Origin of the sequence: Roseibium sp., from assembly GCF_048260565.1 — a bacterium.
GTDB lineage: Bacteria > Pseudomonadota > Alphaproteobacteria > Rhizobiales > Stappiaceae > Roseibium.
On sequence record NZ_JBLXGP010000019.1, the window covers coordinates 52,743 to 79,289 of the forward strand.

Consider the following 26,547-nt stretch of genomic DNA (forward strand, 5'->3'; position numbering starts at 1 on the left):
ATGCTTACGAAATAGATTTGGGCGGGCGTCTTGCATATCGCAGTTATCGGAACCGGAGTTGTGGGGGCCTGCACGGCGGCATGGCTCCAGCGGGACGGTCACAGGATCACCTTCATCGATCCGCTCGAGGCCGGAGAGGCCTGTTCCTTCGGCAATGCCGGGTCCTTGTCGCCAAGCGCCTGCCTGCCGGTCGGAATGCCGGGCATGTGGCGCAATGTGCCCAAATGGTTGCTCGATCCGGAAGGTCCGCTGGTCATCCGGGCCCATTACCTGCCGCGTATCCTGCCCTGGCTGATGCATTTCATGCGGGCCTCGAGCGAAAAGGAAGTGACCCGGATCGCCGGCGCGGTCAGGGATCTTCTGCGCCCTGTCTTCGAATGCTACGAGCCTCTCCTTCAGCGGGCAGGGGGATCGTCCCTGATCCGCCGAAACGGCTGTCTTTACGTCTATTCCTCGAGGGAATCGGCGCAGCGCTGGAAGTGGGGCATGGACCTGAGACGCAGCCTCGGGGTCGAGATGCAGGAGGTCGACAGCGACGAGCTGGCAGACCTCGAACCGGCTTTGAAGGGCCTGTTCCGGTTCGGGCAATTTGCGCCGGACAATGGCTCCACACCGGATCCCTCGGCCCTTGTCAAAGCGATCTACAATCAAGCGATCAGGGACGGCGCCACGCACAAGAAGACCCTGGTAACGGATTTTGAGATCAAGGACGGATGCGTCGACAGGATCGTGCTCGACAATGGCGAGCGGCTCGCGGTCGACGGCGTGGTCGTGGCCGCGGGCGCGTGGTCGGCGAAACTCTCCAGAAAACTGGGCGCGCGGGTGCCGCTGGAAAGCCAGCGCGGCTACCACGTTACGGTCAAGGACCCGAACGTTCGTCTCGAGCGCAACGTGATGGCGGTTGAGCACAACATGATGGTCAATCCGATGACGTCCGGTCTGCGGCTTGCCGGAACCGTGGAGTTTGCCGGTTTGACCGCTAAGCCACGCTATAGCCGGTCTGAGGCCCTGTTCCGCAAGGGACAGGAACTGTTTCCCGGTCTTGAGGGATCCGACAAGTCCTACTGGATGGGGCATCGGCCCTGTCTTCCGGACAGTCTTCCGGTCATCGGCAAGGCGCCCAGGGCGGAAAACGTCTTTCTCGGTTTCGGTCACGGGCATGTCGGCATGTGTGGCGGCGCCAGTACGGGCCGGGAAATCGCGAATCTTGTTTCCGGCCGGGAGGCGGAGATCGATCTCAGCCCCTTCAGTCCCACCAGATTTCAATAAGAAACCCAGAATCCAGAGGAAGGTGTACTCATGAAATATGGAATTGATCGCAGAAAACTTTGCAAGGCGGGTCTCGGTCTCGTGGCCGCCGCCGGTCTGGCAAGCGGTCTCGTTGCCCCCGCGCTTGCGGCCGATGCCTATCCCGACAAGCCGATCACACTCGTGGTGCCGTTCCCTCCGGGAGGCTCTACGGACCTTCTGGCGCGTCAGATCGGCGAAGCGATTTCCGGTCCGCTCGGCCAGCCGGTCGTCGTAGAAAACCGCGGCGGTGCCGGCGGCACCGTTGGCGCGAACTATGTCGCCAAGTCCGACCCCGATGGCTACACGCTGCTGATGGGCGTGACCGGCTCCAACGCCATCAGTGCGGCCCTGCGCAATGACCTGCCTTACGATCCGGTGACCGACTTCGATCCGGTCTCCATCGTCATTGCCGCCCCGCTGGCGCTGGTCGTCAATGCTGACAGCGACTACACCTCGGTCGAGGATGTGATCGCTTACGCCAAGGAGAATCCGGAAACCTTCACGCACGGAACACCGGGTGTCGGCACATCCATGCACATGACCGGTGAGCTCTTCGGTCTGGAAACGGATACCAAGCTCCTGCACGTGCCTTACAAGGGCAGTGCCCAGGCGCTTCAGGATCTGCTCGGCGGTCAGCTCGATGCGATGTTCGGCGATATCCTGGTGACCTCCGAACACGTCAAGACGGGCCGGCTCCGTGCCCTCGGCGTGACCTCGACTCAGCGGCACTACCTGCTGCCGGATGTTCCGACCATCGCAGAAGCCGGTGTCCCGGATTTCGCGGCCTTCTCCTGGCAGGGTGTCTTTGCTCCGGCCGGAACGCCGAAGCCGGTTCTGGACAAGCTTTATGCGGAAATCAACACGGCGCTCCAGTCCGACAAGCTGCAGGCCTTCTTTAAGGAAAAGGGCTTCCTCGTGGAAAGCAAGACGCCCGAAGATTCGAAGGCCTTCATCGCAAGCGAAGTGAAGAAGTGGAAGGGTGTGGTCGACGCTGCCGGCATCGCCCCGAAATAATGTAGTCGCAGTTTGGTATGCTAATAGCAACACTTGGTGGCATGCCTTGCCGGTGGGCGGTTCGCTCAGGACCGCTCACCTTGGATTTCGAGTGAAAAATGACAGTTCACACACCGACTAGAGACTACTCGGCAGCCGCTGTCGTGACGATCTTCGGCGCTGCGCTCGCGGCAGTCTCGAGCACCTATCCGCTCGGAAGCATGCTGCGTCCCGGGCCGGGGTTCTTTCCGTTGGTGGTGGGCATTCTGATCGCCGTTCTTGGGGTCGTCATCGCGGTCGAGGCATGGTTCGGTACACGATATGCGGACGAAGGCCCCCCGGATGAGGGCGCGCAGCCTCCGGACCGGTTTGCCGTCCGTCCGGTTCTCGCGGTTTTCGTTGGCATGGTTGCCTTCGCGCTGCTGGTGGATAGTGCCGGTTATGTGGCCGCCAGTATCGCTCTCGTGTTCATTTCGGCGCTGGGCGAACCGCGCAGCAACTGGCTGGCCGTGGCCGGTGTCGCGGCCTTCATGGCACTGTTCGGTGTTCTTCTCTTTATTTGGGGGCTTGGTCTCCCGGTCAACGCATTCGGTCCGAGATGAGTGATTTCGCCGCCAATATCATGATTGGTCTGGGCAAGGCGCTGAGTGGCGAGTCCCTGCTCTTCTGCTTCATCGGTGTGACCGTGGGTACGGTTGTCGGGGTCTTGCCGGGGATCGGTCCCCTGGCGGCGATCTCGCTGGCTCTGCCGATGACCTATTATCTCGATCCCACAGCCGCGCTGATCATGCTGGCCGGGATCTTCTATGGAGCTCAGTACGGAGGCTCCACGGCTTCGATCCTGCTGAACCTGCCAGGCACGGCCACGGCGGCGATCACCTGTCTTGACGGGTATCCGCTGGCGCAGAAAGGCAAGGCGCCGCTTGCGCTGTTCGTGACGGCGATCAACTCCTTCGTCGGCTCGTCCTTCGCCATCGTACTGGTCATGGGTTTCGCGCCGCTGATTGCGGAATTGGCGCTGGAATTCTCATCGGCTGAATATTTCTCCGTCATGCTGCTTGGGCTGATCGCTGCGTCGACCATGACCGCGGGCTCTCCCTTCAAGGGGCTTGCCATGGTCATCTTCGGCATTGCGCTCGGTCTAGTCGGTACCGATGTGAACACGGGCATGTTCCGCTTCAACTTCGGCATTCTGGAACTGGCCGACGGCTTCAGCCTGGTCGCGCTCGCCATGGGTCTTTTCGGCGTGGCCGAGATCGTCGGCAACATCGGCAGTCCGCAAGGCACGCCGATGAAACTGGGTCACATCCGCTTCAAGGAGATGTGGCCGAGTAAAGCGGAGTGGAAGAAGATCTGGGCGCCGACCCTGCGCGGTTCGGTCATCGGTTCCTTTGTCGGCGCACTTCCCGGAACGGGTCCGGGGATTGCCTCCCTGATGGCTTATGCGACCGAAAAACGGATTTCAAAGAACCCGGAGGAATTCGGCAAGGGCGCCCTGGAAGGCATATCCGCGCCGGAAGCGGCCAACAATGCCTCGGTCCAAGCGGCCTTCATTCCGACCCTCAGCCTCGGCATTCCGGGAGATGCGGTGGTCGCCGTCCTGCTGGGCGCAATGATCCTGCACGGCATCACGCCGGGCCCGAACCTCATCAACGATCAGCCGGAAATGTTCTGGGGGCTGATCATCAGCTTCTGGGTCGGCAACCTGATGCTGCTGGTTTTGAACATTCCCCTCATCGGACTTTGGGTGAAGTTGCTCTCGATCCCTTACAACATTCTGTATCCGGCGATCCTGGTCTTCATCTGTGTCGGCGTCTATTCCTCCGACAACAATGCCTTCGACGTCTTCGTGGTGCTCGGGTTCGGTGTCGTCGGCTACCTGATGCGGATCTTCGACTATCCGGCCATGCCGGTGCTGCTGGGTTTCATTCTGGGGCCGCTTCTGGAGGAGCACTTTCGCCGAGCGTTGCTGCTTTCCAAAGGCCATCTGACGACCTTCGTCGAGCGGCCGATCAGCCTGGCCTTTTTGCTGCTGACCTGTGCGTTTCTCGCCGCGGCCTTCCTGCCGAGCCTGCGCAAGAAGGTGGCCGGGGGATAAGCCCAGCCTCCATGTTTTTCTTGGATAGAAATCAGTCCGGGGCGCCGTAACCGGCGCCGCCGCAGCTTTCCACGATCAGCCGGTCACCGGAGTTCAGCGTGAAGGCGGAGCGCGCGGTGAGGGCAATAGTCTCGCCATCGGCGCGCAGGATCGTCGCGGCCGAAGGCTGAGGGCTGCCGCCGCCCAAAAGGCCTTGCGGCACGCGGGCAAAGCGTTCGCCGCGAAGGGAGACGGATACGCCGTCGGTCAGGGCAAGATACTCCCGCCGGATGCCATTCCCGCCCGGATATTTGCCGGCGCCGCCGGAGCCTTCGCGGATGTGCGCGGACAGAAGCCGGATCGGGGCGATCTCTTCGAGGGCTTCGCCCGGCATGTTCATGGCGTTGCCGACATCGGTCGAGACGGCATCGGCTCCTTTCGAGCAAGGTCCGCCGCCCGCTCCGCCTGCGATGATTTCCGTCGTCACGAAGCGGTTGCCATCCGGCCGGGTGCCTGAAAAGGCGAGCACGTAGGACATGCCGGAATTGGCTGCCGGCATCTTGTCCGGAGCCGCTTTTGATAGGGCCTGCAGCACGGCGGAGGTGATGCAGCGGACCATATTCATGCGGGCGTTCACCGCAGCAGGCACAGCCGCATTGACGACGCTGGCCTCGGGAAGATGCAGCTCGATCCGGCGGAGCACGCCGCCGTTGCGGAACAGCGTCGGCGGAGCAAGGCTCAAGACGGCGTAAAGCAGGGCCGAAAGCGGGCCGGACCGCACACAGTTGATCGGCGCGTTCACTTGGGCCGAGGACCCTGCGAAGTCTGCCTTGAGGTGCCCGGCGTCGAAGGTCACGGACACGTGGGCCTCGATCGGCGGCAGGTTGGGCGTCGGATCCAGGCCATCAACGCCCTGATACGGACCAGGGGGCAGGGACTGAAACAATCGGCCGATCTGTTCTTCACCATGATCCAGGCAGGCATGGGTGGCTGCGATGAAGGCCTGCGTTCCGAGTTCGCCTGCAATCGTCTGGAGGGAGCGGGCGGCGTGCCCGGCGGACGCGATCTGGGCGGCAATGTCTCCGAGGACGGTGTCCGGCGCGCGCGAGTTCAGGCGGATCAGGTCCTCCGCTTCCCGAAGGATCTTTCCGTCCCGCGCCAGACGGCTTGGCGGGAAACGCAGTCCTTCCTGGTAGATATCGGTCGCGTCCGGAGGCACGGACCCCGCGCGCATGCCGCCGACATCCTGGTGATGCAGAATGCTGGCGGCAAAGGCGATCCGCTCGCCTTTGAAGAAGACAGGTACCAGAACCGTGATGTCGGGAAGGTGCGTGCCGCCGGCGAAGGGGTCGTTCATGAAGAACATGTCGCCTTCGCTCATGTCCTGTGCCGGGTAGCGCGCAAGAATGGCTTTTACCGATCCCGGAAGGGCTCCCAGAAGAAGGGGGATGGCGTCCGAGAGTGCCAGCAATTCCCCCTCGGCGGTAAACAGGGCGCAGGAGGCATCGGCGCCTTCGCGCACGACCGGCGAAACAGCGGCCCGGAACAGGATTTCCTGCATGCCCTGCGCGACGGCATCGAAACGCATCTGCAGGATTTCCAGCCCGGACGGGGCGATGGTTCGATCCGTGGTCATACCTCAGCCCTCGTCATTGCGTAGCCGCCCTGGACGACCGAGAGGCCCCAGCCTTGCGGGACCCACAGCGTCCCGCCCTCGGAAGCGATCATGCCGGAGCATGTATCCGGAAGCGTCGGCTCCGGCCGATGGGTAAACAGATCGGCCGGAACATGTGCGAGCGTCATGGCAAAGACATGTCCGCTTCCCGGAGGCGCGATGCCGAACCGGTCTGCGTACTGCGCGGCAAATGCCGAAACGAGGACCTGCGGGTCGTCACTCGGTCGGGTAAGGGTGACTTCGAAAGGGTGCATGAAGGGCGTTGCCGCCATCTCCACACTCAAGCTCTCGGTGAAGCGCGTGTCGTCGAGGGGAGGCAAGGCATTGCGTAATGCGTTCAACCGGTCAGCCAGGCCGGACTGACCGAGTGTCAGAGCATTGGCGCCGACCCTGAGCCGTTCTGATATGTTGGGTCCCATGCCGAGCATGCCGAGCGCTCCCGCGACCGCCGGGGCTTCCGGCACCAGTATCTTCGTGATGCCAAGTCGTTCGGCAATGCCCGCCCCAAGAACCGCGCCGAGGCCGCCCATCCCGACGAGTGCCGCTCTGGACGGATCGACATTCCGTTTCACGGAGAATTTCAGAAGCACGGACGCAACCTGCTGTTCCGCGGCGGCAACAATGGCTTCGGCCGTGGCGGCGGCGGAAAGGCCGAGACCTTCTCCAAGCGTGTCGAGGGAGAGCTTCGTGTCCGGCGCGGCCCTCACCGGTATCCGTTCCAGCCAGGCCAGACAATCTCTAAGGGACAGGGAAAGGGTCTCTGACGGACGTTCGAAAACGATGCCGCCGATCCCGTCGAGGATGGGGCAGGCCAGGCCTCCAAGCTGGAGACTGTGCACATCGGTCATGGCCTGCCGGACCGGCACGCCGGCGAATTCGGACTGCCGGGTGACCGTGGGAGCGCCCTCCATGATGAGGGTCATATCCGTCGTCGTGGAGCCGATGTCCACGGCAAGGGCAAGCGGTGTCTCAGAAGCGCCTGACAGCCAGGCGGCATGGCGGGCTGCCGCTGCCGGTCCGCTGATCAGGAGCGTGCTGGACCGGGTTTTTGCGATCTCAGGCGTCAGAAGTCTGCCCGTACCGTTGGCAAACTGCAGATTTTTGGTGAAGCCGCGTTGTGACAGGCCGGTCTGAAGCGCCGCTATCGTTCGGGCCTCCATCGGCCTGAGGCAGGCTTCCAGGCAGGTGGAAACGGTGCGCTCGAATTCGCGGGGGTTCGGGTCAACCTCGTGAGACAGAATGACCGGGACATCCGGCAGTGCCTTTGCGATCAGTTCCTTCAGGCGGAGTTCGTGATCGGGATTGAGGTAGGAATAAAGCAGGCAGACGGCGATTGCGTCATAGCTTTCGAAACCGGGCGTTCTCACAAGCTCGGCAGCGCCGCTTTCCGGCAGCGGTTCGATCTCCTGCCCCTTGGCATCGAAACGCCCGTCGATCTCATGAATATCCTTGCGGTCGACGAGGAACGTCGGTGAGGCGAGCCTTGCGATCGGATCGTATAGATCGCGCCGGTTCTGACGACCGAGATAGAGCGTATCCGCGAAGCCCGTCGTGGTCACAAGGGCGATGCGGCCAATGCGTCTGGCAAGCAGCGCATTGATCGCGCCGGTCGAGCCGATGCGGATGTCGCTCAGAGCCGGGACAGGAATGCCGGCGCTCAGGCAGAAGTCATCGATGGCCGATAGGATAGCGCCGGCGGGATCGTCAGACCCGACCGGACGCTTCATCGTCTTAAGGGTATTGTCCCGTTCGAAAGCAAGGTCGACGAATTCGGATCCGATATCGATGGCAAGAACGCTCATGCCGCCGGTTCCGGCCAGGTGACTTCGATCGGCTCTTCAAGCGGCAGAAAGACAGCATCTTCCCTGCCATCCGCCGTGCGCCACATGGCGGACGCAAACAGCGTCTGCCGGTCGAGAGCGACGATGCCGTGATGCCAGACGCCGGGATTGTAGATGACGATATCCGTTCCCCCAGCAATGAAGGCTTGTGGCGTCACATGAGGCGCCGGCTTTTCCGGCCAGACGACCACGAGATAGCGCTCCGCCGAAAAAGGCATGAACAGCTGGCTTGAATGGGGATGTTGCTCGGCCTGTGTCATGTGCAGGCGGTCACGTTCCGGCGCGACATCGTAAAAGTCGAGTGCGTAGTTGACGGCCTTGTCATCATGGTCGCATTGCGCCGGGGTCTTCGTCAGCAGCACGGAGCCATCGCGGATCGACCTGGTCACGCCGTCGCCGCTGCGGGCGAGGTGACCATAGGGCGCAAAGGCCTCCGCGGAAATCGGTGCGGCCTGGATCATGACTGGGGAGCCTTCTGCTTCACCCTCTTTTTATAGGCCTGGGGATGCATGTCCCTGATGTCGACGCTGATGGCATCGATCTCAGGGCAATGCTCGACCAGTACTGCGCGGCAGGCAATCCCCAGCGCTTCCTTCTGGTCTGCTGTCCGGCCTTCCAGAAGAGAAACGGTCAGATGCAGAAAGCTTTCCGAGCCGTCATTCAGCTGGAAGTCGCGGTATGGAACCGCACGCAGCTTGATGTCCTCGCGCTTCATGACACCGGTACCGACCGCAGCCTCGCACAAGGCTTCGAAGACTTCGGAGAAGCCGGTGGAGGGCGCTGCCGGTTCGGAATACTCGATGACGAAATGAGGCATGGTTCAGAATAGGGGGCTTAGAACAGGGAGAAATATTCGCGCTGTTCCCACTCCGACACCGTCATCAGGTAACGGTCCCATTCGGCGTGCTTGATGCGCGAGATATAGGAGGACAGCTCCGGACCCAGTGTCTTCGGGTAAAAATCGCTGGCATCGAAGCGTTCCAGAGCTGCGATCAGGCTTTTCGGCAGGCTGACGGCATCGCTGGTGTAGGGGTTCTCGACGGGCGCGGGAGCCTGGAGGTTCCGCTTGATGCCGTCCTGGCCGCTCAGGATCTGAGACGCCATGAAGAGATACGGATTGGCTGTCGGTTCCGCGACGCGGTTCTCGATGCGCGAGGCCTTGTCGCCCGGAGCCATCAGACCGCGGATCATGGCGCCCTTGTTGTCGCGGCCCCACTGGATCCGGTCGGGGGCAAGCTGGAACGGCTGGTAGCGCTTGTAGCCATTGACCGTTGGCGTCGTCAGCAGGCAGCTCTCGGGCGCATGCTCAAGCAGGCCGGCAATCCAGTTGCCGGCAATGGGGGACAGGCTGTCCGCTGTCTCCGGCATCATCAGGTTTTCGCCGGTCTTGATGTCGACGATGGACTGGTGCATGTGCCAGCCGCTTGGAACGATGCCCTCCAGCTTCGGCCGGCACATGAAGGTGGCGTGCAGGCCCTTGCGGGCGCAGATCTGTTTGACGGCGGAGCGGAACAGGACGGTATCGTCCGCCTGGGAAAGCGGCGAGGCCGGTTCGAAAGTGAACTCGCACTGGCTCGGGCCGAATTCCGCTTCCATCGAGCGCACCGGCAGACCCAGTTTCTGGCAATCCCGGCGCAGATCGTCCATGACGTCTTCCAGCGCGTCGTACCTTGCTTCGGTCAGATACTGGTAGCCGTGGGAAATCAGGCTTGTTTCCGGCGGTGTTGCCGGCATGCCGGAATCGGCGTGGCTCAGATGGGCGTTTTCCATACGGAAGACGTAGAATTCGAACTCCAGCCCGCACATCATGGCGTAGCCGTCATTCGCCAGGCTTGCGACGGAATCCTTGAGGGCGGTGCGGACGCAGAACGGCATCTTGCCGCCGTCCTTGTATCGGACGTCACACAGCATCCAGCCGCTGTGCGGCGACCAGGGCAGGACCTTGAAGGTCGAGGGATCGGGAACGATCAGAACGTCGCCGGCCCCGGTCAGGTTGCCTGCACCGAAGCCGATGTTGTCTTCCCAGACAGGGAACACCGTCCGGTGGGACGTGTCCTTCAGGAGCAGGGTCGAGGTCATCGCAAGACCGCTGCGGAAGGCCGACTTCAGACCGTCGGCGACGATCGTCTTGCCGCGCAGGACGCCGTGCTGGTCCGCAAAGGCCAGGCGGATGGTTTCAAGTCCCTCCGTCTTCACCCGGTTCACGACTTCCGCCGCGAGGCGCAGTTGCTCGTCGTCCAGCAATTCCTTGTCCGACCTCAGGTCGGCCGCTTCAATGGACCCGTCCGCCATGCCCTCAAATCTCCTTTTGGCGTCCACTACTATTAACCGGCCGATGCTCTCATGGAAGCGCCGGCCGGTTGCATCATCCGAGCAAGATCAGAGCTCGGCAGGCCACTCGCAGGCGGCACGGCGCCTGGTATCGGCTTCCTTCCAGGCGTCCTGCCAGGTTTCGGTGTCGCCGATGGCGTCGATGGACAGCGGTCCGCGGATCTCCTCGACATTGAGCGCGCCGGTCCACATCGGCAGCTCATTGTCGTTGTTTTCCTCGACGGCCTTGATCGCCTTCATCAACATGCGGCGGTAGCGGCTGATGGCGACATCCGACTTGCCGAGATGTTCCTGGGTCCGGTCCTGGATCGCGCCCATGGATTCCACCGCCCACTGGTCGTGGACGTTGATGTCGAGGCCCATGCCGGTGTAGGTGAGCTTCTTCTGTTCGTCCGGATCGTAGCCGTAGTTGTTCTGCTTGTTCTTGAGCGGAGCGTAGTCCGGTAGACGATGCTCCTGCAGGCGCTGCTCGCGCATCAGGCTCTTGTTCACCGGATTGCCGAAGCTGGTGAACATGGAATACCAATAGCAGTTCTCGTCATCGATCGGCACATGCCACTGGGTGATGGTCATTTCGTTGGACATCGGGATGCAGATGGCTTCCGGGAACACCTGGTTGGTGATGCGCACGTGCGTGCGGCCATTGTCCAGGTGGCGCAGAGTGATGATGCGCAGACCGTAGTCGGTTTCCTCGACGTTGATTTCCGGGCGCGGGTATTCGCGCAGGACCTGGGTCATCGGAATGTCGGTGTCGGCCGCCTTGTCGCGGAACTGCTTGCCGTAGCCTTCGCTTGGATCTTCATCCTGCAGGAAACGGTGCAGGAAGGAGGCGTGGACCGGGTCGATGCCGACTTCCATGGCCTGCAGCCAGTTGCATTCCCAAAGGCCCTTGAACGCGAAAACATGTGTATCCGGAGCCGCGAAGCAGTCGAAGTTCGGCATTGCCGGTGGCAGGCCGGGGCCCATGTAGGCGAAGACCATGCCGTTCTTTTCAACGACCGGATAGGACTTGGCCTTGATGTTCTTGTACATCTGGCTGCCTTCCGGCTCGCCCGGCTGTTCGACGCACTGGCCGTTCCGGTCGAAATGCCATCCGTGGAACGGACAGCGCAGACCGTTGTCCTCGCAGCGGCCGAAGGCCATGTCGGCACCGCGGTGCGGGCACTGGCGCGAGATCAGGCCGAGTTCGCCTTCGTTGTCGCGAAAGAGGACCAGATCTTCGCCGAGCAGACGGACCGGGACGACCGGCCGGGCGCCAACCAGTTCTTCGGCAAGAGCCGCGGGCTGCCAGTAGCGGCGCAGGACTTCACCTGCGGCTGTCCCCGGTCCGACGCGGGTGATTAGATCGTTTTGTTCCTGGCTCATCATGGCTGGGTTTCTCCTGAAGGCTGCTAAGAAGGATGGGTCTTAAAGGACTGCCTTGGGAAGCGGTGTGCCCGCATCCCGGCAAAGACGGGTGTCCAGCGGCGTGGCCGCGGCGATGAACTTGCGGGCAGCCATGTGATCTGCCGGCTTGTTGACGGAGAAGAGGGCGCGCAAGGCACTGTTCTTCATCAAGAGAATGGAAAAGGCGCCGGTGTCCGGGTCTCCCCGGATGATTTCCTCGCAGTCCGATTCCAAGAGGCCCGCCATCTGGAATTTCAGATCGTACTGATCTGTCCAGAACCAGTTGGCGCCGGGGGCGGGAATGGGCTTGTCGGTGAGGAGGGCGGCCAGGACACGCGCCTGATCGCTGGCGTTTTGAACCGATTCCACGCGCATGATTTCGCGGGCGAAAATGTTGTACTGGCTGGCGCAGTCGCCGATGGCGAAAATGCCGGGCGCGCTCGTCCGGCAGACATCGTCGACCTTGATGCCGCCTGCCTGACACTCGAGACCGATCTGCTCGGCCAGCCGCAGGTTGGCAATCGATCCGATGCCGACAAGCGCCAGCTCCGTCGGAAGCCGTTCCCCGCTTTTCAGGCGCACGCCGGTCAGTTTTCCATTTTCTCCTTCGAAGGTGTCGAAGGGTTCGGCGAGACGGATGTCGACGCCCTTTGCCCTGTGATAGCCCGCAATCCAGTCGGACAGCATGGGAGGAAGGGCGCGGGCCAGAAGGCGGTCCTGAACCTCGATAACAGTGACCTGCTTGCCGGCCTTTGCGGCACTCGCCGCCACTTCGAGGCCGATGAAGCCGCCACCGATAATGACGAGCCGGTCAACGGCCTCGAAGGCCGTCTTCAGCTTCCGGGCGTCGGCCATGTCGCGCAGCATGTGAATGCCGTCGAGGTCCGCCCCTTCCACGGCAAGCGGCCTGGCGGAGGCGCCGGTCGCAAGAACGAGCCTGGAATAGGGCAGATCACCGCCGGTCGTACGGAGCTTGCGCTCTTGGGTCGAAACCTCTTCGACCTTTACGCCCAACTGCAGGTCGATGTCCTGAGCTGCATAAAAATCTTCGGCACGCAGCAGGATCTGGTCCGCCGTCTTTTCTCCGGCCAGATAGGCTTTGGAAAGCGGCGGCCGGTGGTAGGGCAGATCCGTTTCAGAAGAAATCAGCGTTATCGGTTCCTGCCACCCGGACTGGCGCAGGGAAACGGCCGCCTGGACTCCGGCATGAGACGCGCCGACGATCACCAGCGGGGCGCTCATGACCGCACCTCGACCAGACTGTCAATCGTATCGTCCTTGCGATAGATTGTTCGAGAGGTGTCCGCCGGTTGCGTATTCGACAACAAGCCGGCTGCGCCGGCCCCTAAGTGGGCAGACGGTTTCTGTCCCCGTTCAAGGGCAGGATTTACAATCGCATTCTCGGGCACAGATTCTCTCTGAGGGTCTCTGGATGTTATTTTATTTATCAATTGAGCGATTATCGCACGAATTGTTTGATATATATCATTGAAGCCGTTTTTAGCCCCCCTGTCAATAACGCTGAATATGTTGTAGCTAGGGTCCGGACCCTGGGTCTGGCGGGAGGAATCGTGCGTGCCGGATAGCGATGAGACGGGCCGTGCCAACGGGCGGCGTGAAATAACCGATCGGGACATCTCCCTGACCTTTGCCAAGGGCATGAGCGTGCTGAAGGCGTTCGACTCCGCGCAGACGCACCTGACCCTGCCGCAGATTGCCCGTGCCACCGGACTGGACCGCGCCATCGCACGCCGTCTCGTGCTCACTCTCGTCCATCTTGGCTATGTGAAACAGGACGACCGGGTCTTTTCGCTGACGCCGAAAATCCTGGTTCTGGCCGGTGGGTTTCTGCAGGGGCGCCAGTTCGGCAAGGCCATCGAGCCGGTCATGCGCAGCTTTTCAAGCCAGATTTCCGAAGCGATCTCCATGGCGATGATCGATGGCTACCAAGCCGTCTATGTGGCCCATGCCGGCGCCAAGGCGAACTCCGTCAGCATCGGCTTTACCGTCGGCTCCAAGGTGCCGCTGCTCAGCAGTGCCATCGGCAGGGCCCTGGTCGCTGCCTGTTCCTGCGACGTGGCGGAGGAGTTGATCGCCAACGCACCGCTGGAACAATACACCGACGCGACCGATATGGACCGTGCCTCCATCGCGGCGGATATCGCGGAGACGGCGAAGCGCGGTTATGCCTATGTCGATGGGCAGTTCGAGGCGGGGGTCGCGGCCATTGCCATTCCGGTCCGCCCGGACCAGGCCGAGCCCGCGGCCATCGGGGTCTCCGGGGATGTCTCCCGTTTCCAGGAACCGGCCGCAAGGCAGCACATTATCGATACGCTCAGAGAATGCGCCAAGGTGGTTGCCGGGTTGCTCTGATCTCTTTTTGCAACCCCTCTGCACAGATATTCGGCATGATAACTTTTTTCGCACCAAATGCGACGTTTCAATTGACAGCCTCTTTTTGCCTGATAACTTTTGGTCTATTAAATAATATTTGTGCGATAATCGCATAAATTACGCGAATAGGCATCACAACTCAAAGCGGGGCTTTCCATGAGATCCAAATTCCTGTCCGCCACCCTTCTTGCGCTTGGCGTGACGGTTTCCGCCGCAAAGGCCGAGACGTTACGCTATGCCCACTTCATGCCGGCCCAGAGCTGGCAGAATGAGAAAATGTTCCTGGACTGGGCCAAGGCGGTCAATGAAGCCTCCGACGGCGAGCTGGATGTCAAGATCTTCCCGGCTCAGACCCTGGGCAAGGCGCCTGCCGGTTACGACAACGCCAAGAACGGCGTCGCCGACATCGCCTGGACGGTGCAGGGGTACACGGCCGGCCGTTTCCCGCTGAGCCAGATCATGGAGTTGCCGGGGCTGTTCAAGAAGGCCGAGGTCGGGTCCTGCGCCTTCCAGAAACTCTATGATTCCGGAGCCCTGGACGAGGAATACAAGGATACGCACGTCCTCTTCGTTCACACCCATGGTCCCGGCCAGCTGCACATGGGGCAGAAGCCGGTCAAGACCCTTGCCGACCTGAAGGGCATGAAGCTGCGCCGTCCGACCGCCGTGATCGGTACGCTTCTGGATGAACTGGGTGCCGAGCCTGTCGGCCTGCCGGCTCCGGCGATCTACGAAAACCTCGAGCGCGGTGTGATCGACGGCTACATGATCACCTGGGAATCCGTGGTTGCCTTCCGTCTTGCCGAACTGACCAAGTATCACACCGACTTCGGTTTCTACTCGCTCTCCTTCGTGACGACGATGAACAAGCGCAAGTATGAGGCCCTGTCCGAAAAGGCCAAGGCCGCCATCGATGCCAACTCCGGCATGAAGTGGTCCCTGGTTGCCGGCAAAGGCTACGACGAAGCCGATGCGGCCGCCATCGAGGAACTGAAGTCCAATTCCGAAACCTACGAAATCCCGGAAGCGGAACTGGCCGAATGGCAGGCTGCGGCGGACCGTGCCAAGGAAATCTATCTCACCGAGCTGGATTCCAAGGGCCTGCCGGGCACCGAGACCTACGAGAAGGTCCAGGGCTACGTCGAAGAATGCCGGTCGGAACTGAACTGACCGTCTTGTTCTGATACCCAGAAACATAGGTCCGGCGGGTCATCCGCCGGACCGTCTCTTTTTTGCGGAAAACGAACTCATAGGACGCGGGATGAGCTTTTCGGCACGTCATAAAGGCTTCCTGTCCAGAGTGGCCAGGGGCGCCGTTCTGGGCTGTGAGGCAATCGCAATCACGGCCATTCTCGGCCTCTTTCTTGTGGTTGCGGTCAATATTTTCATGCGGGCGCTGTTCGACGCGACCGGTTCCGAGATCAATCTTATGATACCCGGTGCGGTCGAACTCGCCAGTTACGCCTTGCTGATCGCCGTTTTCGCGGCGCTTCCCGCCGGTCTGGAAAACGGCCTCATCCGTGTGGACGTTCTCACGGGCCTGATGCCGGACGCACTTCAGTCCGTTCTCAACCGTTTCTGGTTCGTGATCCTGTTTCTTTTCGCGCTCGCTCTTGCGTGGCTGTTTGCCGACCAGGTGATGGTCACAAGGGAGCAGGGGGAAGTGACCCAGGACTGGGGCATTCCGATGTGGATCATCTACCTGGTGATCACGCTGGAATGTATTGCCTTTGCCATCGTCTCCCTGGCGGAGGTCATCGACCCGGTCATCAGTGCAGCGGAGCTGGGCTGATGGAACCGTTGACGATTGGCCTCATTTCCATTGCCCTGTTGTTTGTCATCGTTCTGATCGGGGCCCCGGTCGGACTAGCGATGGTACTCGTTGGCGTGGGCGGTTTCGGAATGATTGTCGGCTTCGATCCGGCCTTCAGTGTCCTTCAGACCGCCGCCTTCGAAACCGCCTCCAACTATTCCTTCACGCTGGTGCCGCTGTTCATGCTGATGGGGAACCTGATTTCCCAGTCCGGCATGGCCGCCGACCTTTTCCGCGGCGCAGAAATGCTGACACGCGGTCAAAAAGGCGGGCTTGGGGCGGCCGGTGTCACCGCCAGTGCCGTCTTCTCCACGGTGTCGGGCTCATCGCTTGCCACCGCCTCGACCATGACCAAGGTCGCCTATCCGGAAATGATCAAGCGGGGCTACGACCCGAGGCTTGCGGCCGGCTCTCTTGCCGCCGGTGGCACGCTCGGCATCATGATCCCGCCCTCGATCGCGCTTCTTCTTTATGCGCTGATCACGGAGCAGTCGGTGAGCGACATGTTCCTCGCCGGCATTCTTCCCGGGATCCTCGCCTATGTGCTTTACGTGGTGACGGTCTTCATCATGGCCCGGATCTGGAAGGGCGAAAGCGCACTGGATCAGGACGAGATGTCATCGGGCTTGAGTGCCTGGATCGAAGCGGCGCGCCTGTTCGCTCCGGCTTTCGGCCTCTTCGGTCTGGTCATGGGCGGTCTTTACGGCGGCTTCTTCACGCCGACCGAGGCTGGTGGCGCAGGGGCGGCCTTCGCACTCGTCTATGCAGTCTGGAAGGGCATGCGCTGGCCGGAGTTCCTGGCAGCGCTCCGGGCGACCGTTGAGACCACCGCGACCATCTTCTTCATCCTGATCGGCGCGGAGGTCCTGGGCTTCCTGATTTCGACCTCGCAGATCTCCTTCGCCATGGTCGACTTCATGCGCGACATGGGGCTCGGTCCCTGGCAGGTGCTCATCGCGATCATGGTCTTCTACGTGGTACTCGGCTGCTTCATGGAAAGCCTGGCCATGATCCTGCTGACCGTGCCGATCTTCTTTCCCGTCATCGTCGATGCCGGTTTCGACCCGGTCTGGTTCGGCATCATCGCGGTGGTCACGGTGGAACTCGGCCTGATTTCGCCCCCGGTCGGCATGAACCTTTTCATGGTGAAGTCGGTGGCAACCGAGGTGCCCTTGAAGACCATCATGGCCGGCGTGATCCCGTTCATCCTGAGCGACATCGTCCGCCTCGCCATTCTGATCGCCTTTCCCGCGATCGTGCTCTTCCTGCCCGGGAGATTATAGGGGCCGGGCAATCGTGAGGGCGTGATCGTTGGCCAGTTGCTCATTTCGGCAATGCCTTGGCATGTGAATGATCGACTGGTTCGAAGAGATCGGGCCGGATCGGAGGTGTGACCGGTCGCCGGCGGCCCGATGTCCGCTTCGCGTCAGGAAGACGCAAATGCGACCTTCACGCCGCGCTGGCGAAAATAGGCCTGCAGCAGCTTGCGGCCGGAGCGGTTGTTCTGGGCGAGCCTGGCCGGATCCAGAAGGGCTTCTTTAAGGCCCTCACGTTTCATCGCGTCCTTGAGTTCCGCGATATGCAGGTCAATGTCCTGATTGTCCGCCTCGAGGGATTGATAAATACGGTTCGTTGCATCCGCTACGGTCAGTTCGCTCACTGGTTCATTCCCGATGGTGTTTTGCTGGCGCATAGCACATTTCGAGGCCGGGTACCAAAGAGAGTTGATCGGGACATATGTGACCGGCTTTGACGCCGACAGTCCCTTTCATGTCTGAAGCTTCAGGTCGGGCTTTGTGTCCTGAAACCTGCTTTCCGGGGTTACCGGTTCGAACGAGGCGATTTTGGCCCTTTCCGCCCACAGGGGGAGCAGTTTGGCTGGAAGGCGCCGGATGCTGCCGGTGGTTGAGCAAAAACCGATACTTAAGTCGTAATTTCACGATCAATTAACTTAACCGCCAGTCAATATTGATTACAGCTGCCTTGCATTCGCCGGTAACTGATTGTTACTGTTTTTTCCTCTCGGGAGGAGGTAGACGGATGAGCAATAAAAAATGCGATCCGCAAGAACACGTGGTCATTAAATCGATTTTGGTGATCGATGACCATCCGTTATATTGCGATGCACTCGCCGCAACACTTGAAAAACTGTTTCGATCGAAATCGGTGAAAAAGGCGACCTCGTTGAAGGAAGGCTTGCGCCTGGTCGGGGCGCGGTTTCAACCGGATCTCGTGATGCTGGACCTCAAACTTCCGGACGTCACCGGGCTCAGCGGCATTCTGAAGGTGAAGGACAGGTTGCCCGATGTTCCGGTCCTGGTGATTTCCGCGGAATCGTCGGAAGAGACCGTCACCACGCTGATGACCGCGGGTGCGGCAGGGTTCATTCCGAAGGATGCGTCGCACAAGGTGTTTCAGCAGGCGCTGATGGAGATCCGGGAGGGGCGCCGGTTCCTGCCGCCCGGCTATGCGCTGCCGAAACGGCCGAACCCGTCGGACCTGTCTGCCCAGCAGATCGCGCATAAGATTGCGGACCTGACACCGCAGCAGAACCGGATCATGAAACTGATCTGCGCAGGCAAGCCGAACAAGCAGATCGCCTACGAGTTGTCGCTCGCCGAGGCCACCGTCAAGGCGCATATCACGGCGCTGTTGCGCCGGCTTGGGGTCAACAACCGGACCCAGGCGGCCATTCTGGTGAAAAGTGCGAGCATCGACGGCGGGGCCCATCTTTCAAATGGCGATGCCCGAGCCTTGTTGAGCTAGGTGGCAATGAACATCCAGTCCATCAACAAGGCCGGCCAGCCACTCACGGTCAAGGTCGGGGTTTCTCATGCCCGGACCCCGGAAGCCGCCGTTCGCGAAGCGTCGATGGGCTTTGCGACCCATGCGACGTGTTTTGTTCTCGTGTTCGTTCCCGACCATCTCGAGCCGGCCGCGGTTGCGCAGGAAATCGCGTCCATTCTTCCCTCGACCACGGTATTCGGCTGTTCCACGGCAGGGCAGATCACGACCCTGGGTTACGAAGACGACGCCCTGATGATGATCGCCTTCCCGAGGCGGCATTTCCGGTGCTCGTCGACCCTGATCAAGCCGCTGCGGCGGGCCTCCATCGAACGGACCGCCGCTCAGGCGCGCATGCTGGCGTCCCGGTTTCCGCACACGGCCAACTGGAAACGCGTTGCACTCGTTTTTGCCGATGGCCTGTCCAAGCAGGAAGATCTTCTCGTTGCCGCATTGAACGCGGGGCTGGGGGATGTCCCGGTGTTCGGAGGATCAGCCGGACACGGTCTGGCCTTCGACGAAACCTTTGTGCTGCATGAGGGAGAGGCCCACAGCGATGCGGCACTCCTCCTGCTCCTGGAAACGGATCTGTGCTTCAGGGCGCTCGGTTTCGACCATTTCCTGCCGACCGCCAAGCGGATGGTGGTGACGCGGGCTATTCCGGAGGAGCGCCTCGTTCTGGAAATCAACGGTGCGCCCGCGGCCCGCGAATATGCACGCTACGTGGGGTGTCAGGTTTCCGAGTTGTCGCCGAAGGTCTTTGCCGAAAATCCCGTACTCGTCCGCAACGGCAAGAGCTGGCACGTGCGCGCCATCCAGCAGGTTGCCGACAATGACGGTCTGTGGTTCCTGTCGGCCATCGACGACGGTCTGGTCCTGACCCTTGGGCAGGGCACGGAGATCCTGGAAACGCTGGAGACCGGTCTCGATATCAGGTGCAGCAAAGGCAACAACCCGGATTTCATCCTCGGCTTCGATTGTTACCTGAGGCGGCTCGAAATCGAACAGAACGACCTCGTCGAAGATGCGTCCGATATCCTGTGCAAGCATCGTGTCTTCGGCTTCAACACCTACGGCGAACAGCATCTCGGCGTCCATGTGAACCAGACTTTCGTGGGCGTCGCCTTTTATCCGCCGACGGGGGATTTGTTGTTTTGATCGATCCGAGCGAACCTCTGGAACAGCAGGTCGAGCGTCAGGAAAAGATCATCGAGGCGCTCATTCAGCGTGCCAGCCGGGAGCACGACGTGGGCAGTTCGGCCTATTCCCTGTTCCAGTCCGCCATCACCCTGCAAGGCGAGGTCTGGGAGAAGACCAGGGATCTTGAAAAGGCGCTCGATACGCTCGGCCGTGCCAGCAGTCAGCTGAAGATTGCCGAATATGCGCGCGAACAGACCGAACGCAATCTTGCGGATGCGCTGGATTCGATGGAGGGAGGCTTTGCGCTCTTCACCGAAGGCAGGCTGGAAATCTGCAACGACCAGTTCAAGGCCATGGTGCCCGACATCGCCGAAGAGATCGTCTCGGGTCTCGATATCGGCGACTATTTCGAGGCCCTGAGGATGAGCAAGGACGTGGTTTCCCGGGCGACATCGGAAAACGGGGCGTACCGGAGAGCGGTCCGGTCAGGGAACGGCATCGATACGACCTATCCGTCCGTTGTGGGCTTGCGAAACGACCGCTGGTTCCAGATCACCCATAAAACCGCGTCGTCGAGCAAGATCGTGCTTCTGTCGACCGAGATCACCAGCATCGTCCGGCAGAACCGTCTGGAAAAGGATCGGCTGATCGACGAACAGGCGGTCTTCCTCCAGGGCGCATTCGATCATATGACCCAAGGCGTGTGCACCTTTTCCGCCGAAGGCACGCTGCTCATCCATAACGAACGTTTCCGGGAACTCCTCCGGCTACCGATGTCTCTCGTGCGCAAGGGGACGGCCTTCAACCAGACCCTGGAGTTTATCGTCAAGCACAAGCTCCTTGAGAGCATGACGCCGGGGGAAGAGCTCGGCAACTGGGTGGCGACCGTTCGCGCCGGCAAGGGGCTGGAAAAGAAGGTGCGCCATATCAGCGGCGATATACTGAACATCCGGGTTCACGGCCTGCCCGACCAGGGCTTCATCATGAATGTGATGGACATTACCGCCGAAACGCAGACGACGGCATTGCTGGAACAGCGGGTCCGTGAACGAACGCTGGAACTGACGCAGGCGAACGAGCGCTTGCGCCGGCAGAACGAAGAACAGGCAATCGTCGACGAACAGCTGCGCCTTGCGAAGGAGCAGGCTGAGGAAGCCATGTCGTCGAAGACGAAGTTTTTCGCCGCGGCCAGTCACGACCTGCTGCAGCCGATCAATGCGGCAAAGCTGCTGATTTCGACCATGAGCGAAGGCGCGCAGGATACGCCTCTGGCCGACACGGTGTTGCGTCTGGAACGATCCTTCAACTCGATCGAATCCCTGCTACATGCGCTGCTCGATATTTCGCGGCTGGAATCGACCGGGACGGAGATGACGGTCACCAGCTTCTGCATCGGCGACTTGCTGAATTCGGTCAAGGAAGACTACACGCGGCTGGCCGAGGAGAAGGATATCCGCCTCGACATCGTGCCCTGCAGCCTGTGGGTCTCAAGCGATCAGCGTTACCTGCTTCGCTCGATCCAGAACCTGGTCGTCAATGCCATCCAGTATACCGACAAAGGGCGTGTGCTGGCCGGGTGCCGCCGAAAAGGCGCGGAAGTGGTCCTGGAGGTCTGGGACACCGGTGTCGGCATCTCCATGGAGGATCAGCCGCGGATTTTTTCCGAATTCACAAGGGCATCGGCGAACGGAGGCGGCTTCGGCATGGGGCTTGGCCTTTCCATCGTCGATCGCGCATGCCGCCGATTGGGACATGAGGTTGTCGTGGAATCCGAGCCGGGCAAAGGGTCCGTTTTCTCGATCACGCTTCCCGTTGTCGCTGCTCCGGATCAGGAGCGCCGCCGGGAGACGGATGACCGGCATACCATGCTCGATGATATGGACCTTATCGTCCTGATTATCGAAAACAATCCGGACGTGCTGTTTGCGACCACCCGAAAAATCGAAAGTTGGGGCGGTAGCGTTCTGACCGCCGCATCTACCCATGAGGCCCTGGAGCAGGTGCGGGAAATCGGAATGGCACCGGACATTATTCTGGCCGACTACCAGCTCGATGGGGACGATAACGGTATCAGGACGATCCAGGCCGTCAGGCAGGAAACAGGCACGGAGGTTCCGGCCATCATGATTACCGCCAGCCGGGAGGAGACGCTGACGGAGGACAGCCAGCGCCACAATTTCACTGTGTTGACCAAACCGGTGAAATTGTCCCGGCTGCGTCCCCTCATCGACTGGAAGACACGGCGGCCGGCGCAGGTGTGAAGGTGCGGCAAAACGCAGACAAAAGTCTGCAGTGACAGACCGGGAGAGCCGGATAGGCTTTCATCAAGGTCTGCCCGGATCGTCAGGGTCTGCGAGACGGGCCGAAAATGACACTGGGAGGAAGCCATGGTTCGATTTCAGGTGATCCGGATACCGGTTCTCGGTCTTTTCGCGGCCTGGCTGGTCCTCGTCGGAACGGCGGCGCCCGGGCTTGCCGCCGAGGTCTATGACCTGCTTTTCAAGACGGGGACGCTCGACGGCATTTCCCGGACTTCGGTTCTCGACTATGAGCGTCAGGTCTCTGCCCGGGACAACCAGGAGCTTGCCGCCCGGGAGACCGGAACCATCAGTCTGAGCTTCGGGCCCGATGAAATGGCCGAACTGAAATTCAGGCAGGGAGACAAGCACCGCAATGTCGGGTCTTTCCCGGCAACGGTCGGCAATCCGATGATCATGTATTTTGTCGAAACCGTTATCAGGGATATGGCGAGCACAGCGGGGGGAAGCCCGTATTATATCCGTAACCGGGTCAAGGCCGCGCTGGTGAAACAGGTGCCGATCCGCGAAGAGACCATCCGCATCAACGGGCATGACGTCCCGGCGCACTCCGTCACGCTGCATCCGTTCGAAGGCGATCCCAATCGGGACAGAATGCACGGTTTCGGGGACCTTGCGCTGACGATCACCATGTCGGAACAGGTGCCCGGCTGGTATTACGAGCTGAAGGCGGAAGCCGGAGGGGAAAAGGGCTCGGGTACCGATAACACGCAGGGCACCGCGGAGAAGGACGACGCCCCGGTTTATTCCAGCTCGATCGTGCTTGCGACATCTGAGGCTGTCGATTGAGCACACGGTACAGACAACAAGGAAGTTGAGACATGCGGGCTGGAACAGTGACCGTGCTATCCGTTCTCCTGGTCTGTGCGGCCGGCGAGGTCCAGGCGCAAAGCGCCGCCGATCGGTACAATGACTACCCGACGGAAGCACGCGCCGACTACGTGTTCGGGTGCATGGCGACGAACGGGCGAAGCAAGGATGTGCTTCGTCGCTGCTCCTGTTCGATCGACGTGATTGCCTCCATCGTCCCTTACGACAAATACGTGGAAGCGGAGACCGTTCTCTCGTTGCAGCAGGTGGGCGGTGAGCGCATGTCCATCTTCAGGACGACGGCGATGGCAAAGGAGCTGGTCGCGACCGTGCGCCGGGCCCAGGCGGAAGCGGATATTCTCTGCTTCTAGAGCAGGTTCCCGGGTCCGTACCCTAGCTTGCCGGTTCCTTCGGGATGGTCTTTTCCCAGACATTCCCTTCCGTATCCTCCGCGCGGACGCTGAGCGCCTTTGCGCCGTTGTCCGTATAGGTGAAGCGGATCACCGGATTTTCCGACAGGGATATGCCGCCATTGACGGTAAACAGCAGGTCGTCGCCCTGCTTCACCTCGATCTGGTCGACGAAATGAGCGGGGATGAACAGCTGGGTCATCTGATTGCGCTGTAAACCGGAATAGTTCGGATGCCGGATCATGAGCTGGGCTTCGCGCCGTGTGCTTGCCGCTTCGGTTGCCGGGGTGAAATACTTGATCCGGATCTGTCCCATCGTCGACAGGGCAACCTCCGGATCCTTCGTGGCCGGTGCCGAACAGCCGCCGGACGCCTTGACGAAGCGTCCGGTCATCACCGGCCCGTCCGCGGTATGCGCGATGAGGCGGACGTTGGAATATTGATTGACGCGCACCCGGAGTTCGAGATCGAGCGGGTGCATGGCCGTCCCGAAGGTCATTTCAGCGGCGACCGGCGCGGGGTTTTCGTCGATGACCAGCGTGGCGCTGTCGATCGCAGGGGCGGTCGGTCCGGGCTGCTTGATGCTGATTGGAACAGTCGCAGCGTCATGGGCACGGTAGGGGGCTGTAAGATCAACGATCCCGTCGGCGTCGGCCGGGTCCTTGTCGCCGACGATATCGGCGCGCAGGTCGCTCCAGCTCCCCTTGTTGGTCAGGGAATTGCTTTGTTCGGTATCCTCTGCCGCATTTGCGCGCTCGACGACCGAAGGCATTGCCAGTGGTAGAGCGACTGCCAGGGCGAAGAGTGTCCCTGAACGGAATGTGACTTTGTGAAGAGCCGTCATGTCAAGTCAGCGCCCTTTTTCGCGAACCTCGGGATCTGTCACCTTATCACGCAACGTCATGTCCACGAACCGAGCCTTTAGGATGTATTGCCCGGCGCGCCCGGGATTGGGATCGTGGCCGGACCCTGAAAACCGGATCGCCCTGATCGGCGCTCGTCCGGAACCGCGTGGAATCCCAGAGGTCCATGTTCGAGATTGTCGTCACCCTTTGTCTCATGGCGGAACCCGACATATGCCGTCCGCAACTTGCGCCGGGTCTGGAAACGGATACGCGTGCAGAATGTGAGGCAGTTGTGAGCGGCGACACGATCCGAAACCGGGGGACGGTCGCCGATGGGCTGGTTCTCGGTGAAAAACACTGTCAGACGATGGCGGACGGTCTCGAATTGACGGAGATCGCTGACAACGTCTTCGTCCATCTCGGCAGGATTGCCGAAGCCGATCCGGCCAATCGCGGCGATGTGTCCAATGCCGGCGTGATCATCGGGGAAACCTCGATTGCGGTCATCGATACCGGAGGGTCCCGGGCCGTCGGCGAGGCCCTTTACAGGGCGATTCGCCAGCGCAGTCCCCTGCCGATCAGCCATGTGATTCTGACCCATGTTCATCCGGACCACATCTTCGGCGCCTCCGTTTTTGCTGAGACCGGTGCGAGGGTCGTCGGTCATCCGGGGCTTTCCCGGGCGCTTCTGGACCGGGAACAGTCCTATCTGACCGGATTTGAGGATCTGATCGGCAAGCGCGGTTTTCTGGGAACCCGGCCGGCCCTGCCGGAACCGGCTCCGCAGGAGATCGACCTTGGAGGCCGGATACTGACCCTCAACGTCTGGCCGGCAGCCCATACCACAACGGATCTCACGGTCCTGGATTCGGCCACGGGCACGCTGTTTGCGGGCGATCTCGTTTTTCACCAGCACATGCCGGCACTCGACGGATCACTGACAGGCTGGCTTCACGTTCTGGAGCTGCTGCCGGAGCTGAAGCCCTCACGGATCGTTCCCGGTCACGGCGGACCTGTTCTGACAATGGAGGAGGCGCTGACACCCATGCGTCGTTATCTCGGGGTGCTCGAAGCCGATACCCGTCAGGCGCTGAAAAATGGCGAGCGGCTCGGCGACGCCGTCAAACATGTCGCGCACAGCGAAGCCGAGGCCTGGGAGCTGTTCGAGCTCTTCAATACGCGGAACGCGACGGAGGCCTATACGGAGCTTGAGTGGGAGTAGCTCCCGGGCCTGCCCGGCCTTTCGGCGCGGTTTACTCGGGCGCGTGTTTCAACAGGATCTGGGCCAGCGCATAAAGCCGCTTTTCGATCAGCACCGGCGTCTCGCAAACATAGGTCAGCGACCTGGAGCGGTCCTTGTAGACCCGCTGGTCCCAATCGAGTTCCTCTTCCAGCTTGTCGACCTTGTCGTAATCCGGTTCGCTTGCGGCCATCAGCTTGTCCATTTCACTCCGCGTTGTGTCGATCTTTTCCGACAGCGCGATCTGCTTCTGGGAATAGCGTCCGATACCGGTGATGATCTTGTGCCGGGTCTTGCCAAGCCGGTCGAACACATCGGCGAAGATTTCGCCCATGAGGTCCACCGTTGCATCCGGATGATCCTGGACAAAGGTCGCCACGAGCTTGTCAGCGTCTTCCAGGGAAATGCGCCTGAGTTCGAGTTGGCCGGCGAGTTCCCGTGCATCCTGCGGTAATTCGGCAGGGGTTCCGCTTGACGCATTCTCCGGCAGCGGCTTGGGCCACATCAGCGCAAGAGAAAGCTGTTCAACCTTCCGTTGTTGGCAGGGCCATGTCGGGTCGTTGAACGTGGCCGCGTCTGCGATCAGCGAAGAATTCGCACCCAGGAATGCAGACGTAAGTATTAAAAATGGTGCGTATAAATATTTCCGCATGATGACATTCCTCCCTGCCTGAAAGGTTATCCGGTCTCCAAGTTTTGTCCATGTCGAAAAACACACACTAAGGTCGCAATTGCTCGAAGAGTCCGTCCACTTATAGTCGAAGGATAACGTCCGCCCGTGCGTGAAATGATGGCGGATCCTGGACAATGTGGAGACTGTTTTATGCAGACACGTGCAGCCGTCGCCGTCGGGGCAGGCAAGCCGCTGGAGATTACGACCGTCAACCTGGAAGGCCCGAAGGCCTTCGAGGTTCTGGTCGAGATAAAGGCCACAGGTATCTGCCATACCGATGAATTCACGCTTTCCGGTGCCGACCCGGAAGGGCTGTTCCCGGCGATCCTCGGCCATGAAGGCGCCGGTGTCGTCGTCGAAGTTGGACCCGGCGTGACCACGCTGAAGCCGGGCGACCACGTCATTCCGCTCTACACGCCCGAATGCCGGACCTGCGAGTACTGCCTCAATCCGAAGACCAACCTGTGCCAGTCGATCCGCGTCACCCAGGGCCAGGGCCTGATGCCCGACGGTTCGTCGCGCTTCTC

General features: G+C 61.0%; 25 protein-coding genes. 15 read left to right on the forward strand and 10 right to left on the reverse strand.

Going from position 1 to position 26,547, the window contains the following annotated elements:
• Window positions 1–30 precede the first annotated feature (30 nt).
• The 4 genes from ACN0SO_RS26035 (at window position 31) to ACN0SO_RS26050 (ending at window position 4,381) form a co-directional block, all read left to right on the forward strand.
• Window positions 31–1,269, forward strand: a complete 1,239-nt coding sequence (locus ACN0SO_RS26035) for an NAD(P)/FAD-dependent oxidoreductase (RefSeq protein ID WP_417682631.1) — start codon at window positions 31–33, stop codon at window positions 1,267–1,269.
• A 30-nt stretch (window positions 1,270–1,299) separates the two neighbouring features.
• On the forward strand, window positions 1,300–2,304 hold the full coding sequence (locus ACN0SO_RS26040; RefSeq protein ID WP_417682633.1) for a Bug family tripartite tricarboxylate transporter substrate binding protein: 1,005 nt from the start codon (window positions 1,300–1,302) through the stop codon (window positions 2,302–2,304).
• A 98-nt stretch (window positions 2,305–2,402) separates the two neighbouring features.
• Complete coding sequence (locus ACN0SO_RS26045; protein ID WP_417682635.1) at window positions 2,403–2,885, forward strand: tripartite tricarboxylate transporter TctB family protein; 483 nt, start codon at window positions 2,403–2,405, stop codon at window positions 2,883–2,885.
• Window positions 2,882–4,381, forward strand: coding sequence for a tripartite tricarboxylate transporter permease (locus ACN0SO_RS26050; protein ID WP_417682637.1), 1,500 nt, complete (start codon window positions 2,882–2,884; stop codon window positions 4,379–4,381). The genes ACN0SO_RS26045 and ACN0SO_RS26050 overlap by 4 nt, the downstream gene beginning before the upstream one ends.
• Before the next feature lie 31 nt (window positions 4,382–4,412).
• Here ACN0SO_RS26050 and ACN0SO_RS26055 read toward each other — a convergent pair whose 3' ends face one another.
• The 7 genes from ACN0SO_RS26055 to ACN0SO_RS26085 form a co-directional block, all read right to left on the reverse strand.
• Window positions 4,413–5,996, reverse strand: coding sequence for a hydantoinase B/oxoprolinase family protein (locus ACN0SO_RS26055; RefSeq protein ID WP_417682639.1), 1,584 nt, complete (start codon window positions 5,994–5,996; stop codon window positions 4,413–4,415).
• Entirely contained in the window at window positions 5,993–7,837 is a 1,845-nt protein-coding gene (locus ACN0SO_RS26060; protein WP_417682641.1) for a hydantoinase/oxoprolinase N-terminal domain-containing protein, read from the reverse strand. The genes ACN0SO_RS26055 and ACN0SO_RS26060 overlap by 4 nt, the downstream gene beginning before the upstream one ends.
• Window positions 7,834–8,337 (reverse strand): ureidoglycolate lyase, encoded by a 504-nt coding sequence (locus ACN0SO_RS26065; RefSeq protein ID WP_417682643.1) that lies wholly within the window; start codon window positions 8,335–8,337, stop codon window positions 7,834–7,836. The genes ACN0SO_RS26060 and ACN0SO_RS26065 overlap by 4 nt, the downstream gene beginning before the upstream one ends.
• Window positions 8,334–8,693: a 5-carboxymethyl-2-hydroxymuconate Delta-isomerase gene (locus tag ACN0SO_RS26070; protein WP_417682644.1), complete on the reverse strand. Its 360-nt coding sequence runs from the start codon at window positions 8,691–8,693 to the stop codon at window positions 8,334–8,336. Before ACN0SO_RS26070 ends, ACN0SO_RS26065 begins: the two co-directional genes overlap by 4 nt.
• Before the next feature lie 17 nt (window positions 8,694–8,710).
• Entirely contained in the window at window positions 8,711–10,168 is a 1,458-nt protein-coding gene (locus ACN0SO_RS26075; RefSeq protein WP_417682646.1) for a glutamine synthetase family protein, read from the reverse strand.
• A gap of 87 nt (window positions 10,169–10,255) precedes the next feature.
• Window positions 10,256–11,575 carry a Rieske 2Fe-2S domain-containing protein gene (locus tag ACN0SO_RS26080; RefSeq protein ID WP_417682648.1) on the reverse strand — a complete coding sequence of 440 codons (1,320 nt, stop codon included), beginning with the start codon at window positions 11,573–11,575 and terminating at the stop codon, window positions 10,256–10,258.
• Between the two features lie 39 nt (window positions 11,576–11,614).
• Window positions 11,615–12,835, reverse strand: a complete 1,221-nt coding sequence (locus ACN0SO_RS26085) for an NAD(P)/FAD-dependent oxidoreductase (RefSeq protein ID WP_417682650.1) — start codon at window positions 12,833–12,835, stop codon at window positions 11,615–11,617.
• 333 nt (window positions 12,836–13,168) lie between these two features.
• On the opposite strand from ACN0SO_RS26085, the gene ACN0SO_RS26090 reads away from it, so the two are divergent.
• The 4 genes from ACN0SO_RS26090 to ACN0SO_RS26105 all read left to right on the forward strand — a co-directional run bounded on the left by ACN0SO_RS26090 (window position 13,169) and on the right by ACN0SO_RS26105 (window position 17,083).
• Window positions 13,169–13,966, forward strand: coding sequence for an IclR family transcriptional regulator domain-containing protein (locus ACN0SO_RS26090; protein ID WP_417682652.1), 798 nt, complete (start codon window positions 13,169–13,171; stop codon window positions 13,964–13,966).
• A 177-nt stretch (window positions 13,967–14,143) separates the two neighbouring features.
• Entirely contained in the window at window positions 14,144–15,157 is a 1,014-nt protein-coding gene (locus ACN0SO_RS26095; RefSeq protein ID WP_417682654.1) for a TRAP transporter substrate-binding protein, read from the forward strand.
• Between the two features lie 91 nt (window positions 15,158–15,248).
• Complete coding sequence (locus tag ACN0SO_RS26100; protein WP_417682656.1) at window positions 15,249–15,779, forward strand: TRAP transporter small permease; 531 nt, start codon at window positions 15,249–15,251, stop codon at window positions 15,777–15,779.
• Complete coding sequence (locus ACN0SO_RS26105) at window positions 15,779–17,083, forward strand: TRAP transporter large permease (RefSeq protein WP_417682657.1); 1,305 nt, start codon at window positions 15,779–15,781, stop codon at window positions 17,081–17,083. The genes ACN0SO_RS26100 and ACN0SO_RS26105 overlap by 1 nt, the downstream gene beginning before the upstream one ends.
• 143 nt (window positions 17,084–17,226) lie before the next feature.
• Here ACN0SO_RS26105 and ACN0SO_RS26110 read toward each other — a convergent pair whose 3' ends face one another.
• Window positions 17,227–17,493: a hypothetical protein gene (locus ACN0SO_RS26110; protein WP_417682659.1), complete on the reverse strand. Its 267-nt coding sequence runs from the start codon at window positions 17,491–17,493 to the stop codon at window positions 17,227–17,229.
• A gap of 347 nt (window positions 17,494–17,840) precedes the next feature.
• Here ACN0SO_RS26110 and ACN0SO_RS26115 point away from each other — a divergent pair, with 347 nt between their 5' ends.
• The 5 genes from ACN0SO_RS26115 to ACN0SO_RS26135 all read left to right on the forward strand — a co-directional run bounded on the left by ACN0SO_RS26115 (window position 17,841) and on the right by ACN0SO_RS26135 (window position 23,223).
• Complete coding sequence (locus ACN0SO_RS26115; protein ID WP_417682661.1) at window positions 17,841–18,566, forward strand: response regulator; 726 nt, start codon at window positions 17,841–17,843, stop codon at window positions 18,564–18,566.
• 6 nt (window positions 18,567–18,572) lie between these two features.
• Entirely contained in the window at window positions 18,573–19,742 is a 1,170-nt protein-coding gene (locus ACN0SO_RS26120; protein WP_417682663.1) for an FIST N-terminal domain-containing protein, read from the forward strand.
• On the forward strand, window positions 19,739–21,985 hold the full coding sequence (locus ACN0SO_RS26125) for a PAS-domain containing protein (protein WP_417682665.1): 2,247 nt from the start codon (window positions 19,739–19,741) through the stop codon (window positions 21,983–21,985). The genes ACN0SO_RS26120 and ACN0SO_RS26125 overlap by 4 nt, the downstream gene beginning before the upstream one ends.
• Before the next feature lie 126 nt (window positions 21,986–22,111).
• Window positions 22,112–22,831 (forward strand): hypothetical protein, encoded by a 720-nt coding sequence (locus ACN0SO_RS26130; RefSeq protein ID WP_417682667.1) that lies wholly within the window; start codon window positions 22,112–22,114, stop codon window positions 22,829–22,831.
• Window positions 22,832–22,863: 32 nt separating this feature from the next.
• Entirely contained in the window at window positions 22,864–23,223 is a 360-nt protein-coding gene (locus ACN0SO_RS26135; protein WP_417682669.1) for a hypothetical protein, read from the forward strand.
• A 22-nt stretch (window positions 23,224–23,245) separates the two neighbouring features.
• On the opposite strand, the gene ACN0SO_RS26140 is transcribed toward ACN0SO_RS26135, so the two are convergent.
• Window positions 23,246–24,106, reverse strand: coding sequence for a quinoprotein dehydrogenase-associated SoxYZ-like carrier (locus tag ACN0SO_RS26140; RefSeq protein ID WP_417682671.1), 861 nt, complete (start codon window positions 24,104–24,106; stop codon window positions 23,246–23,248).
• 185 nt (window positions 24,107–24,291) lie between these two features.
• On the opposite strand from ACN0SO_RS26140, the gene ACN0SO_RS26145 reads away from it, so the two are divergent.
• Window positions 24,292–25,329 carry a quinoprotein relay system zinc metallohydrolase 2 gene (locus ACN0SO_RS26145; RefSeq protein WP_417682673.1) on the forward strand — a complete coding sequence of 346 codons (1,038 nt, stop codon included), beginning with the start codon at window positions 24,292–24,294 and terminating at the stop codon, window positions 25,327–25,329.
• Window positions 25,330–25,360: 31 nt separating this feature from the next.
• Here the strand turns inward: ACN0SO_RS26145 and ACN0SO_RS26150 are convergent, their stop codons facing one another.
• Window positions 25,361–25,999: a hypothetical protein gene (locus ACN0SO_RS26150; protein WP_417682675.1), complete on the reverse strand. Its 639-nt coding sequence runs from the start codon at window positions 25,997–25,999 to the stop codon at window positions 25,361–25,363.
• Between the two features lie 171 nt (window positions 26,000–26,170).
• Here ACN0SO_RS26150 and ACN0SO_RS26155 point away from each other — a divergent pair.
• The coding region (locus tag ACN0SO_RS26155; RefSeq protein ID WP_417682677.1) for an alcohol dehydrogenase catalytic domain-containing protein at window positions 26,171–26,547 on the forward strand (377 nt) is incomplete at its 3' end.